Consider the following 13,195-nt stretch of genomic DNA (forward strand, 5'->3'; position numbering starts at 1 on the left):
CTGGGCCGATGGGGTCAATCAGGCAAGTACGCTTTCTCGTGTCAGGCTTCTCCCCGAGGCGACGGGGCAGTGCTCTTTTCTGCCTAACAACGAGTAGGCCCCTCCGCGGGGCGTAGCGCCGACTTTGCGCTGGCCAGATGTTTGAGTCAATCGAGTTACTTTCCGGGAATCATTGGCTTAGGCGAGTAGGGACTGTCGTTCGCCTTCGGGGCTTCCCGTGATATGCCCGCAAGGAGGCCGATTCAATTGGATATGGCGGCATGGGCGCCGGCGTATCTGTGACGGCGGCGCGGATATGCTGCTGCGCCCATTGAACGGCGTTCGATCTCAGTCGCATCAGAAACACGGCAGTTCACGCACAGGCGGTGGCATCTGCATTGGATGTCCGGGGCATATCCCTAGCTCTGGCGTGTACGATCCGTGCGCTCGGGGGTGTGCCGGTCACGCGCTTGCGTCTGCTGGCGGTCGCTGCCCGTGGTCAGAGTCGCGTCGAGGCGGCCATGCGTCTCTCGGCGACCGGCACGAACTCGGCTGCGACCACTCAACCCAGCACCCGCAGCGCGTCGCGCGCGGCCACCCATTCCTCGTTGGTCGGCTCCACGCCCACGCGCACGCGGCTGCCGTCGCTGGAGATGATCGGCGCGTTCGCGTCATTGGCGCCTTGATCCAGCGCAACGCCGAGGAAGGCGAGGTCGCGGCACACGCGTTCGCGCACGAAGGCGTTGTGCTCGCCGACGCCGGCGGTGAACACCAGCAGGTCGAGCCCGCCCAGTACCGCGGCCATCGCGGCGGTCTCGCGCACGATGCGGCGCACGTACAGGTCGAGCGCGAGGCGCGCGCGTTCGCCGGGTTCGCCTGCGTCGGCTTCGTGGCGCACGATCACGCGCGGTTCGGACGAGATGCCCGACACGCCGAGCAGGCCGGAGCGGTGGTAGAGCATCTGGCCCACCTCCTCCAGCGAGAGCTTCTCGATCTCCATCAGGTACAGCAGCGCGCCCGGATCGAGCGCGCCGGTGCGGGTGCCCATCATCAGCCCGTCGAGCGCGGAGAAGCCCATGGTGGTGGCCACGCTTTGCAGGCCCTGCATCGCGCACAGGCTGGCGCCGCTGCCCAGGTGCGCGACAACCACGCGGCCGTTCGCGAGTTCGCCGTGACGTTCGGGCAGGGCGGTGGCCATGTATTCGTAGGACAGCCCGTGGAAGCCGTAGCGGCGCAGGCCGCGCTGCCAGGCATCCCAGGGCAGCGGCAGGATCTTCTCCACGTCCGGCAGGGTGTGGTGGAAGCCGGTGTCGAAGCAGGCGACCTGCGGGATGTCGGGGCGCTCGTGCAGCAGGATCTCGATGGCTTCCAGCGCGAAGGGCTGGTGCAGCGGCGCCAGCGGGATGTATTCCTTCAGGTCTTCAAGCACGCCGGCATCGATGCGCACCGGCGCGGCGTAGCGGCTGCCGCCATGCACGACGCGATGCGTGACCGCCGCCAATCGCCGTCCGCCCAGGCGCGCGACCACGCCTTCGCGGATGCGCTGCAGCGCAGAGAGGTAGGGATGCGCCGCGTCCAGCGACAGCGGCGCAGCCTCGATGCCGGTTTCGCCGTAGGTCGGCGAAGGTCCGCCGATGCCCTGCACCTTGCCGTTCCACGCCGGCGTGCGCGGCAGCGGATCCTGGCCGGCGTCGAACAACGCGAACTTGATGCTCGACGAGCCGCAGTTGAGCACCAGCACCAGCTCGCCGCGGGTGGGATAGCGGTCGGCGTGGCGCGGGCTCATGCAGGGGGTTCCTGTGGCGCAGGGAGGGTGAGGCGTCGGCCGCGCAGGCGCAGCGCGTTGAACACCACCGAGGCCGAGCTGAAGCTCATCGCCACCGCCGCGATCATCGGCGACAGCAGCAGCCCAGTGAACGGATACAGCACGCCGGCGGCGATCGGCACGCCCAGCGCGTTGTAGACCAGGGCGAACAGCAGGTTCTGGCGCATGTTGGACACGGTGGCCTGCGACAGCGCGCGCGCCGTCGCTATACCGCGCAGGTCGCCCTTGACCAGGGTGACCTGGGCGCTGTCCATGGCGACGTCGGTGCCGGTGCCCATGGCAATGCCGACATCGGCGCGCGCCAGCGCAGGCGCGTCGTTGATGCCATCACCGGCCATCGCCACCACCCGGCCCTGCGCCTGCAGCGCTTCGACCAGGGCCAGCTTGTCTTCGGGACGGACTTCGCCATGCACCTCGTCGATGCCGAGCGTCGTGGCCACCGCATGCGCCGTGGTCAAGCCGTCGCCGGTAGCCATCACGATGCGCAGGCCGGCCGCGTGCAGGCCGGCGATGGCCTCGGGCGTACTGGACTTGACCGGGTCGGACACCGCCAGCAGCCCGGCCAGCACGCCGTCCACCGCCAGGTGCATGACGCTGGCGCCCTGCCCGCGCAGCGCTTCGGCGCGTGCGGCCAGCGGCGACGGATCCACGCCGGTGTCGCGCATCAGCGCGGTATTGCCGAGCGCGAGCTGATGACCTTCGACGTTACCGCGCACGCCGATGCCGGAGGTCGATTCGAAACCTTCGACCGGCGACAGCGCGATGCCGCGTTCGCGCGCCGCGGCCACGATCGCATCGGCCAGCGGATGTTCGCTGCCCTGGTCGAGGCTGGCGGCCAGGCGCAGCACGGTGTCGGCGTCGAAGCCGCCGGTGCCGACCGCCTCGTTGAAGGCGGGGCGGCCTTCGGTGAGGGTGCCGGTCTTGTCGACGATCAGCGTGTCCACATCGCGCAGCCGCTCGATCGCGGCGGCGTCGCGGAACAGCACGCCCAGCGTGGCGCCGCGGCCGGTGGCGACCATCACCGACATCGGCGTGGCCAGTCCCAGCGCGCAGGGGCAGGCGATGATCAGCACCGCAACCGCGTTGATCAGGCCATACACCCAGCCCGGTTCCGGGCCGAACAGGCCCCAGGCGAAAAACGCGATGACCGCCACCGCCACCACGCCGACCACGAAGCGGCCAGCGACCACATCGGCCAGGCGCTGCATCGGCGCCTTCGAGCGCTGCGCCTGCGCCACCATCTGCACGATGCGCGCCAGCAGGGTCTGCGATCCCACGCGTTCGGCCTGCACCACCAGCGCGCCGGAGGTGTTGAGGGTGGCGCCGATCACGCGGTCACCCGGGCCCTTGCGTACCGGCAGCGGCTCGCCGGTGAGCATCGACTCGTCGACCGCGCTGCCGCCTTCGAGCACCAGCGCGTCGACCGGCACCTTCTCGCCGGGGCGCACGCGCAGGCGGTCGCCGACGTGCACGTGTTCGAGCGGTACGTCCTCCTCGCCGCCGTCGTCGCGCAGCCGCCGCGCGGTCTTGGGCGCCAGGCCCAGCAGCGAGCGGATCGCGGCCGAGGTCTGCGCGCGTGCTTTCAGTTCGAGCAGCTGGCCGAACAGGGTGAGCGAGACGATCACCGCCGCGGCTTCGAAGTACACCGACACCCGGCCCATCGACGCGAACGAGTCCGGGAACACGCCTGGCGCAACGGTCGCGACCACGCTGTAGGCATAGGCCGCGCCGGTGCCCAGCGAGATCAGGGTCCACATGTTGGGGCTGGCGTTGCGGATCGACTGCCAGCCGCGCACGAAGAACGGCGCGCCGGCCCACAGCACCACCGGCGTGGACAGCACCAGCTCCACCCAGCTCTGCGTGGCCATGTCCATCAGCCGCAGCTGGTGGCCGAACATGCCGAGCACGAACACGATCGCGGTGAACGGCAGGGTCCACCAGAAGCGGCGCGAGAAATCACGCAGCTCGGGGTTGTCGCCCTCTTCCAGACTCGGGATTTCCGGCTCCAGCGCCATGCCGCACTTGGGGCAGATGCCGGGGTGGTCCTGGCGGATCTCGGGATCCATCGGGCAGAAGTACATGGTGCCCGGCGGTGCGGGCTCTTCGTGGCCGGCGTCCGGTGGCGGTGTCCTGCCGTCGTAACGCGCCGGGTCGGCGGCGAACTTCGTCGCGCAGCGCGCGCTGCAGAAGCGCCAGGTGCGATCGGCGTGTTCGACACGGTGCGGGGAGTCGGGCTTCACCGTCATGCCGCAGACGGGGTCGTGCAGCGCCGCGTTCGCGCTGGTGTCCGTGGGCCGTGTCGTGTCGCTCATGCCGGTTCGTCCCCTGCCAGCGCATTGAGGATCGGGCAGGCGTCTGCACGGCCGTGCCCGGGACAGGCGGCGACCAGCGTGCGGAGGCCGTCGCGCATGCGCTCGAGTTCTGCGATGCGCGCTTCGACGTCGTCGAGGCGCCGCTGTGCCGCGCGTTTGACGGCCGCGACATCGCTCTGTGCTGTCGTCTTTGCCGCGCTGCGCTTTGTCATCTCACTCTGTATTGTCGTCGCGCTCTGTTCTGTCATCCCGCTCTGTTCTGTCATCGCGCTCTGTTCTGTCATCTCGACCGCAGGGAGAGATCTGTTTGTCCGGCCGGAGATATCTCTCTGCGGTCGAGATGACAGGCTGGGAGACGGTCGAGACGGGTCGATGCAACCCTCGCCCAGCGCGAGCAGTTCGCGGATGTCCTCCAGCGAGAACCCCAGCGCCTTGGCGCGGCGGATGAAGCGCAGTCGCTTGAGCTCGGTGGGTCCGTAGCGGCGGTAGCCCGAGGCGAGGCGCCCGGCCGGCGACAGCAGCGCGCTGCGCTCGTAGTAGCGCACGGTGTCGATGGCGACGCCGGCCTGCTGTGCGACTTGGCCGATGCTCATGCTGGTCATGGCCGATCTCCGATGCGGGACGCCAGTCTGCACCCTGGACCCGGGTCTAGAGTCAAGGCACGGGCTCGCCCGACGCCGAACATGCGTCGCTTCGTGCCGCCCGGCACGGCGTCATTCCGCAACAATGCGCCGGCAGCGTTGGGGAGGACGACATCGCGACACGCTGTCATCTCGACCGCAGGGAGAGATCTGTTTGTCCGGCCGGAGATCTCTCCCTTCGGTCGAGATGACAGGCTGGGAGACGGTCCAGATAACAGGCTGGAGTGCGATCGGGCTGACACACTGGGCGCCAAGTCGCTGTCGGGGCGGGTCGATGTCCGCTGGCACCTCACGGCGGACTGTCGCGGTAGCGGTGCGCCAGCATCAGCGCGATCGCGCACGAGGCCAGGCGCGATTCGCGCGAGTCGGCGCGGCTGGTCAGCACCACCGGCACCTTGGCGCCCATCACGATGCCGGCGCTGGCCGCATCGCCCATGTACATGATCTGCTTGGCCAGCATGTTGCCGCTTTCCAGGTCCGGCACCACCAGGATGTCGGCCTGGCCCGCGACCTCGGACACGATGCCCTTGGTGCGCGCGGCGGCGATGGAGACGGCGTTGTCGAAGGCCAGCGGGCCGTCGAGCACGCCGCCCTCGATCTGGCCGCGGTCGGCCATCTTGCACAACGCGGCGGCGTCCAGCGTGGCCGGCATGGTCGGGGTCACGGTCTCGACTGCGGCCAGGATCGCGACCTTTGGATTCGCCACGCCGATCACGTGCGCCAGCTCGATCGCGTTGCGCACGATGTCGGCCTTCTGCGCGAGGTCAGGCGCGAGATTGATCGCCGCATCGGTGACGATGAACGGGCGCGGGTAGTGCGGCGTCTGCAGCACGAAGCAGTGGCTGACGCGGCGCTTCGTGCGCAGTCCCGAGGCCGAAGACACCACCGCCATCATCAGCTCGTCGGTGTGCAGGCTGCCCTTCATCAACGCCTCGACCTTGCCCTCGCGCGCAAGCTCGGCCGCGCGCGCTGCGGCGGCGTGGCTGTGCGGCACGTCCTCGATTTCCAGGCCCGACAGGTCGATGCCGGCCTCATCGGCCGCGGCCTGCAGGCGCGCGCGCGGCGCCACCAGCACCGGTACGATCAGGCCGGCATCGCGCGCATCGATCGCGCCCGCCAGGCTCAGCGCGTCGCAGGGATGCACCACCGCCACACGGATCGGCTCCAGCGGCGCGACGTGCGCCAGCAGTCTTTCAAGGCCATCGTTGCCGGCAACGTCGAGGCGGATCTCCGGCAGCGCGGTGCGCGCGCGCTCGATGCGCTCGTCGGGCGCGATCACCTGGGCCTCGCCTTCGATCACCCGCTTGCCGGCCTGATTGGTGCAGGTGCAGGCCAGGGTGACGCAGCGCGTCTCCGGCTCCAGTGCCGTCACCGTGACCTGCACGGTGAGCTTGTCGCCCAGCTTGACCGGCGCCAGGAAGCGCAGGGTCTGACCGAGGTAGACCGTACCCGGGCCGGGCAGGCGCGTGCCCAGCACCGCCGAGATCAGCGCGCCGCCCCACATGCCGTGCGCGATCACGCCGCTGTGGCGGGTGGATGCGGCGAAGTCGGGGTCGATGTGGGTGGGATTGACGTCCCCAGACATCACCGCGAACAGCTGGATGTCCTGCTGCGCGAGCGTGCGCTCGATGCTGGCGGTATCGCCAACGGCGAGCTCGTCGAAGATGCGGTTGCGGAGGATGCGGAGGTCGTGGTCAGGTTTCATGCGGGACATCATGGGGTGGGGCGTTGGAGGGTGGCGTGGAGGGGTGGCGTGAGCGGGCGCCGGTGGCCCCCACCCCGACCCTCCCCCGCATGCGGAGGAGGGAGCAAGGCCGGAGCCGCACGCTCTTGGCTCCTCCCTCCGCTCGCGGGGGGAGGTTGGGAGGGGGGCGCTTTTTCCGGAACCATCACCCCCGTACCACCAGCATGTCCGCGCTGACCGTGGTCAGCATCCGCCGCGCGACGCTGCCTACCACCAGCTCATGGATGGCGCCGCGGCCATGGGTGCCCAGCACCACGAGGTCCGCGCCGACGCTGTCGACGTACTGCTGCACCAGCCGCGCCGGATCGCCATGTTCGACCAGCAGCTCGACGCCATCGTCGAGCCCGGCCTCGCGCAGGAAGGCGCGGCCTTCCTCGCGCAGCTGGGCGCCGGTGTCGGCCAAGGCCTGGTCGCGGGTGGTGTCGAGCAGGCCCAGCATCGGCACGCCGTAACCGTGCAGCACGGTCATGTCCGCGCCCGGAAACAGCGCGCGGGCACGCTGCAGCGCGACCCGGCAGGCGTCGGAAAAATCGCTGGCCAGCAGCAGGCGGCGATAGGGCCGGTGCACGCGCTCGTTGACCATCAGCAGGGTCGTGCCGGGGCGGCGCAGCAGGCGGTCGATGGTCGAGCCCAGCACCGCCGGCCCCATCGCGCCGCTGCGCACCGGGCCGGTGACCACCAGCGCCTCGCCCATCGCGTCGAGCAGGTTCGCCACGTGTTCGCCGGCCGCACCTTCGCCGACGCTCACTTCCCAGGGGCGCACACCGGAAGCGAACTCGCGCTCCAGGCGGCCGCGCGCAAGCTGCGCGTCGGTCGGCTCGCTGTACCAGCCGGGCAGGTCGTGGCGCGGCACGTTGCGTTCGGAGCGCTCGAACGGTTCCACCACCGTGGCGGCGACGGCGCGTCCGCGGCCACCGCGCGCCAGCGCGATGGCGCGGTCGGTGGCGCGGTCGCAGCGCGGCGACAGGTCGGTGGCCAGCAACAGGCTGGCCTCGGCGATGGATGCGGTCATGCGGGAACTCCCCTTGCGTGACCGTCGATCCTGCCATGGACCGCCGCGTCGCCCTTCGACGCAGCCCGCGCGGGCTCAGCCACTACGCTTGCGCGGACCCGTCTTGCCTGTCCCGGCCGGCATCATGGCCGCGATGCCCTGTTCCAGGTTCGACATCATCGTGTCCCAGGATCCGGGGATGCCCGGCACGGCGCCGGCGTCGATCCCGGCCACGGCCCAGGCCTTGGCCAGGTCCCGCTGCCATTCCTGCAGCGCCTCGGCCAGGCCGCCGACGAAGCCTTCCTGGGCCTGCAGCGATGCCTGCGCGGCCGCCTTGCCATCGCCCACGGGCTGCCCGGCCTGGCGCCAGAAGGTTTCCATGGGCAGCGCCGCCAGCGCCTGCCAGTCGCCGGCCTGCAGCAGCTTGCTCGCCTGCGCCTGGAATTCCGCGGCGCTCTCGCCGGCCGCGCGCGTGCCCTGTTCCAGCCACTGCTGGCCGCCTTCCTGCAGCAGGCGGCCGAGCCGCGTCTGCAGGTCCAGGTTGGCCTTCCACAGCGCCATCGGGAGATTGGAAGTCTTGTCCATGTCGTCACCTCACAGGTCGATGTCCGGAAAAAAGGGCCATCGCCACTGTGCGCGGGCGACGGCGCATGTGCGGTGGCCACTCATGGCTGCAAGGGTGGCCGCCGCGGCGGTGGACGGCATTGACCATGGTCAAGCCGCCATCCGCGCCATCATAGAGGCGGCTTCGTTGCGGGGCAGAGAAGATGTCTCCCTGCGGTCGACATGACAGCAGGCCAGAACAAGGTCATCGACCGCGAATCTGTCATTTCGACTGAATTTGTCATTTCGGCTGAACTTGTCATTTCGGCTGAACTTGTCATTTCGGCTGAACCTGCCATCTCGACAGAACCTGCCGTTTCGGCAGACCTTGTCATCTCGACCGAAGGGAGAGATCCCGGTCCGGCCGCCGCACCACCCGGTTGTCCCCCGCCGCAGCCCGATGCTAGCGTCCGCCCAGCCTCCGGAGTCCCTGCATGTCCCTTCGTCACACCGCGACCCTGCTGTTGTCGATCTGCATCGCCTGCGCCGCCTGCCAGCGGGCGCCGTCGCCGCCCGCCGACGACGCGGCCACCCCTGCGCCGCCGGCCACGCCAAAACCGCCCAACGAGACCGCCGCCGGCCAGCGCATCGAAGCCGATGTCGTCGCCCTCGCCGACGACGCCATGGAGGGCCGGGAAACCGGCACGGCCGGCTACGACCGCGCGGCCGACTATGTGGCTGCCCGCTACGCGGAGATAGGCCTGCTGCCGGGGGGCGACGACGGCGGCTGGTTGCAGGCCGTGCCGCTGCTGCAGGCCACCCTGCTCAGCGATGGCGCGCGCCTGGAGATCGAGCGCGATGGCCGCGTCACCGCGCTGGCGTTCCGTGACCAGTTCCTGCCCGGGGTGAACTTCAACCGCCCCGAATCCTCGCTCGAGGCGCCGGCGGTGTTTGTCGGCCAGGCCGTACACGCGCCGGAGCTGGGCCATGACGATTTCGCCGGGCTCGACCTCGACGGCCGGATTGCGGTGATGTTCGGCGGCGCACCGGGCACCTTCGGCGACACCCAGCGCGCGTTCCATTCGTCGCAGCGCGAGAAGCTGCGCAACGTGGTCGCGCGCGGCGCGGTGGGCGCGGTGTTCGTCAACACCGTGGACGACGAGGTGCGCTCCCCGTGGTCGCGCGCGGTGCAGCACATCGACAGGCCGGCGATGCGCCTGCGCGATGCGGACGGGCGCGGCATCGACACCTGGCCGCAGCTGCGCGCGACCGCGGTGGTCAGCGCCGCGGCGGCGGACGCGCTGTTCGAAGGCAGCGACCGCAGCGCGGCGCAGCTGTTCGACGCCGCACACGCGGGCGAACTCAAGGGCTTCGCCCTGCCCGGCACGCTGCGCCTGGCCGGCCGCAGCCGGATCGAGCCGGTGCAATCGTCCAACGTGGTTGGGCGCATCGCCGGCAGCGATCCGGCGCTGGCGGCCGAGCATGTCGTCTACACCGCGCACCTGGACCACATCGGCACCGGCACGGCGGTCGATGGCGACACGGTCTACAACGGCGCGCTCGACAACGCGCTGGGCGTGGCGATCATGCTGGAGGCCGCGCGCGAGTTCGCGGCCGCGCCGGCGCCGAAGCGCTCGCTGCTGTTCGTCGCGCTGACCGCCGAGGAAAAAGGCCTGCTGGGCGCGGAATGGTTCGCGCGCCATCCATCGGTCGACGGCAGCCTGGTGGCCAACATCAACCTCGACATGCCGGTGCTCACCGCGCCCACCACCGACGTGGTGCCGGTCGGCGTGGCGCATTCCACGCTCGATGCCGTGCTGCAGGCGGCGGCGGAGGAGATCGGCGTGGCGCTGTCGCCCGACCCGTTCCCGGAGGAAGTGGTGTTCGTGCGCAGCGACCAGTACGCGTTCGTGCGCGCCGGGATTCCCGCCGTCTACCTGATGGGCGGCGTGGTCGGCGCCAATCCCGACCAGGACCCGAAGCTGGCGACGACCTGGTTCCTGCGCAACTGCTACCACCAGCCCTGCGACCAGATCGACCTGCCGATCCAGTATGGCGACGCGGCACGCATGGCGCGACTCAATGCGCGCATCGGGCAGCTCGTCGGCGATGCAGCGCAGCGGCCGCGCTGGAAGCCGGGGGACTTCTTCGGCGAAAGGTTTGGCGCGGCGCGGGACTGACACAGGAAGGGGTCTGTCGAGGCGGCGACCTACGCTTCAGCCCCGCCTATCGCCTGACCCGGCACTTCCACACAGGCAGCGCATGCCGTCCCTGACCCCCGCGTGCGAGCGCCAGGTCCTATGCCACGTACAGGTCGATGTACTCGTGCACCGGCATCGCCAGCAGCGCGGCGTGGTCGAACGAGGCGTCCAGGATCGCTTGCTGCCGCGCCGCCGGAAAGCGCCTGTCCAGGCTGTCGCGGAACTTGGCCTCCAGCAGCGGAATGCCCTCCGCGCGCCGTCGCCGGTGGCCGAGCGGATACTCGACCAGTACCTCATCGAGCACGACGCCGTCGTCGAACTCGACCGTCAGCGCATTCGCGATACTGCGCTTGTCCGGATCGTGGTAATCGCGGGTGAACTGCGGATCCTCGACGCAGGCGATCTTCGCGCGCAGCGCGTCGATGCGCGGGTCGGCGGCGACCGCATCCTCGTAGTCGGCGGCAGTCAGGCGGCCGAACACCAGCGCCACCGCGACCATGTACTGGATGCAGTGGTCGCGATCGGCCGGATTGTCCAGCGGCCCCTGCTTGTCGATGATGCGCAGGCAGGCCTCGTGGGTGCGGATGGTGATCTGCCCAATGTCCTGCACGCTGCGGCCCAGTGCGGCCAGCCGGTCATGCAGCAGCATCGCCGCCTCGACCGCGGTCTGGCCGTGGAATTCGGCCGGGAAGCTGACCTTGAACAGCACGTTCTCGGCCACGTAGCTGCCGTACGGGCGCTGGAACACGAACGGCCTGCCGCCGAAGGACACGTCGTAGAAGCCCCAGGTCCTGGCAGTCAGCGCCGAGGGATATCCCATCTCGCCGCTGCGCGCGATCAGAGCAAGGCGCACCGCGCGGCTGGTGGCATCGCCCGCCGCCCAGCTCTTGCGCGAGCCGGTGTTGGGCGCATGCCGATAGGTGCGCAGGCTCTGTCCGTCCACCCAGGCCAGCGACAGCGCCGCCAGCATCTGCGCGCGGTCCAGGCCGAGCAGCCATGAGACCACCGCGGTCGAGGCCACCTTCACCAGCACCACGTGGTCCAGCCCGACCCGGTTGAAGGCGTTCTCCAGCGCGATCACGCCCTGGATCTCGTGCGCCTTGATGATCGCCTCCAGCACCCGGCGCATCGGCAGCGGCGGCCTGCCCGCGGCCACCGCTTCCCGGCTGAGCCAGTCGGCGACGGCCAGGATGCCGCCGAGGTTGTCGGACGGATGGCCCCACTCCGCGGCCAGCCAGGTGTCGTTGAAGTCCAGCCAGCGGATCGTCGCGCCGATGCAGAACGCCGCCTGCACCGGGTCGAGCTGCAACTGCGTCCCCGGCACGCGTGCGCCGTGCGGCACCGTGGTGCCCGGCACGATCGGCCCGAGCAGCCGGGCGCAGGCCGGATACGCCAGCGCCTCCAGCGCGCAGCCGAGCGAGTCGACCAGGATGTGGCGCGCGGTCTGCCAGGCCAGATCGCTGTCGATGCGCGCGTCGCGCACGTAGTCGACGATGTCGACCAGCTCCCGGTCCCAGTCCGGGCGGATGTTGTCGATGGGGTGGGTCATGTCCGGGCGCCTCCAGGCGACGCGCGCACGCGTGCGTCGTTGGACCCCGGGTGATCACGGGGTGTGCAGGCCATGCTTCGCGGCTGGTGGTTAACGCGAGGTGTTCGCCGCGTGCGTCACACGCAGGTGGCGCATTGCGTCGAGGCGCCTTCAGGCGTCCAGGGTATCGGCCGGAACCCGCACCTGGCCTTCCATCAGCACGCGGGCACTGCGGCTCATCACCGCGCGGGTGACGGACCAGCGGCCGTCGACCTCGGCCACCGATGCGCCGACCTGCAGCGTGCCAGAGGGATGGCCAAAGCGCACGGCGTCGCGGCTGCCGCCGCCTGCGGCCAGGTTGACCAGGGTGCCCGGCACCGCCGCTGCGGTCGCGACCGCCACCGAGGCCGTGCCCATCATCGCGTGGTGCAGTTTGCCCATCGACAGCGCGCGCACGTTGAGGTCGATGTCGCCGGCGCCGATCGCCTTGCCGCTGGACGCGACGTAGTCCTTCGGCGGTGCGACGAAGGCGACCTTGGGCGTGTGCTGGCGCGTCAGAGCTTCCTCCGGCGCCTTGATCAGGCCCATGCGTAACGCGGCCGCGACGCGGATCGCCTCGAGCCTGGCCAGCGCGGCGCGATCGTCGTTGATCGCCGGCTGCAGCTCGGTGCCATCAAAGCCGATGTCGGCGGCATCGACGAAGACGGTGGGAATGCCGGCGCTGATCATCGTCGCCTGCAGCGGCCCGATGCCGGGGACCTCTAGCGTGTCGACCAGGTTGCCGGTGGGAAACATCGCGCCGCCCGCCTCGCCCCCCGCCGCCGCGGGGGCAGGCTTGTCGGAAGGATCGAGGAACTCGAGCACGATTTCCGCCGCCGGGAAGGTCACGCCATCGAGTTCGAAATCACCGGTTTCCTGCACCTGGCCTCCCACGATCGGCACGTGCGCGACGATGGTCTTGCCGATGTTGACCTGCCAGATGCGCACCGTGCACATGCCGTTCTCCGGCACGCGCGCCGGATCGAGCATGCCGTTCGCGATCGCGAACGGACCCACCGCCGACGACAGGTTGCCGCAGTTGCCGCTCCAGTCGACGAAGGCACTGTCGATCGACACCTGGCCGTACAGATAGTCCACATCGTGGTCGGGCACCGTCGCGCGCGAGACGATCACGCACTTGCTGGTGCTCGAGGTCGCCCCGCCCATGCCGTCGGTCTGCTTGCCGTAGGGGTCCGGCGAACCGATGACCCGCTGGAACAGCCGGTCGCGCGCCTGGCCGGGCACGCGTGCGGCTTCGGGGAGGTCCTCCAGCCGGAAGAACACGCCCTTGGACGTGCCGCCACGCATGTAGGTCGCGGGAATGCGCAGTTGCCCGCCCGCCGCCGGCGCGCGCGACGCCTTCTGCGCGACCTCCCCACTCCCCGCCTTCCA

Annotated in this window: 8 protein-coding genes and 1 pseudogene; 1 reads left to right on the forward strand and 8 read right to left on the reverse strand. The window is 70.2% G+C overall.

Annotation, left to right across the window (positions count from 1 at the left end; genetic code table 11):
• Positions 1-541 precede the first annotated feature (541 nt).
• From ACW5EG_RS16710 to ACW5EG_RS16735, 6 genes and pseudogenes are all read right to left on the reverse strand, one after another.
• Positions 542-1,765 carry an acetate/propionate family kinase gene (locus ACW5EG_RS16710; RefSeq protein WP_457022423.1) on the reverse strand — a complete coding sequence of 408 codons (1,224 nt, stop codon included), beginning with the start codon at positions 1,763-1,765 and terminating at the stop codon, positions 542-544.
• Positions 1,762-4,116: a heavy metal translocating P-type ATPase gene (locus tag ACW5EG_RS16715; protein ID WP_457022425.1), complete on the reverse strand. Its 2,355-nt coding sequence runs from the start codon at positions 4,114-4,116 to the stop codon at positions 1,762-1,764. The genes ACW5EG_RS16710 and ACW5EG_RS16715 overlap by 4 nt, the downstream gene beginning before the upstream one ends.
• Before the next feature lie 380 nt (positions 4,117-4,496).
• Positions 4,497-4,709 (reverse strand): annotated as a pseudogene (locus tag ACW5EG_RS16720) (MerR family transcriptional regulator); the annotation flags it as partial.
• A 337-nt stretch (positions 4,710-5,046) separates the two neighbouring features.
• Complete coding sequence (locus tag ACW5EG_RS16725; RefSeq protein ID WP_457020452.1) at positions 5,047-6,462, reverse strand: bifunctional enoyl-CoA hydratase/phosphate acetyltransferase; 1,416 nt, start codon at positions 6,460-6,462, stop codon at positions 5,047-5,049.
• A gap of 184 nt (positions 6,463-6,646) precedes the next feature.
• Positions 6,647-7,513: a universal stress protein gene (locus ACW5EG_RS16730; RefSeq protein WP_457022427.1), complete on the reverse strand. Its 867-nt coding sequence runs from the start codon at positions 7,511-7,513 to the stop codon at positions 6,647-6,649.
• A 75-nt stretch (positions 7,514-7,588) separates the two neighbouring features.
• Positions 7,589-8,077 carry a phasin family protein gene (locus ACW5EG_RS16735; protein WP_457022429.1) on the reverse strand — a complete coding sequence of 163 codons (489 nt, stop codon included), beginning with the start codon at positions 8,075-8,077 and terminating at the stop codon, positions 7,589-7,591.
• Positions 8,078-8,529: 452 nt separating this feature from the next.
• Here ACW5EG_RS16735 and ACW5EG_RS16740 point away from each other — a divergent pair, with 452 nt between their 5' ends.
• Positions 8,530-10,215, forward strand: a complete 1,686-nt coding sequence (locus ACW5EG_RS16740; RefSeq protein WP_457022431.1) for a M28 family metallopeptidase — start codon at positions 8,530-8,532, stop codon at positions 10,213-10,215.
• A 118-nt stretch (positions 10,216-10,333) separates the two neighbouring features.
• Here the strand turns inward: ACW5EG_RS16740 and ACW5EG_RS16745 are convergent, their stop codons facing one another.
• Together ACW5EG_RS16745 and prpF are read right to left on the reverse strand one after the other, a co-directional pair.
• Complete coding sequence (locus ACW5EG_RS16745; RefSeq protein WP_457022433.1) at positions 10,334-11,785, reverse strand: bifunctional 2-methylcitrate dehydratase/aconitate hydratase; 1,452 nt, start codon at positions 11,783-11,785, stop codon at positions 10,334-10,336.
• A 150-nt stretch (positions 11,786-11,935) separates the two neighbouring features.
• A complete protein-coding gene (gene prpF, locus ACW5EG_RS16750) occupies positions 11,936-13,132 on the reverse strand; it encodes a 2-methylaconitate cis-trans isomerase PrpF (RefSeq protein WP_457022450.1) in 1,197 nt (398 codons plus the stop codon).
• Between the last annotated feature and the right edge of the window lie 63 nt (positions 13,133-13,195).

The organism is Luteimonas sp. A611 (assembly GCF_054072715.1).

Bases quoted from the DNA above. Each gene is read 5' to 3' on its own strand.
- ACW5EG_RS16710 (WP_457022423.1), bottom strand. From the start codon at position 1,765: ATGAGCCCGCGCCACGCCGACCGCTATCCCACCCGCGGCGAGCTGGTG.
- ACW5EG_RS16715 (WP_457022425.1), bottom strand. From the start codon at position 4,116: ATGAGCGACACGACACGGCCCACGGACACCAGCGCGAACGCGGCGCTG.
- ACW5EG_RS16725 (WP_457020452.1), bottom strand. From the start codon at position 6,462: ATGAAACCTGACCACGACCTCCGCATCCTCCGCAACCGCATCTTCGAC.
- ACW5EG_RS16730 (WP_457022427.1), bottom strand. From the start codon at position 7,513: ATGACCGCATCCATCGCCGAGGCCAGCCTGTTGCTGGCCACCGACCTG.
- ACW5EG_RS16735 (WP_457022429.1), bottom strand. From the start codon at position 8,077: ATGGACAAGACTTCCAATCTCCCGATGGCGCTGTGGAAGGCCAACCTG.
- ACW5EG_RS16740 (WP_457022431.1), top strand. From the start codon at position 8,530: ATGTCCCTTCGTCACACCGCGACCCTGCTGTTGTCGATCTGCATCGCC.
- ACW5EG_RS16745 (WP_457022433.1), bottom strand. From the start codon at position 11,785: ATGACCCACCCCATCGACAACATCCGCCCGGACTGGGACCGGGAGCTG.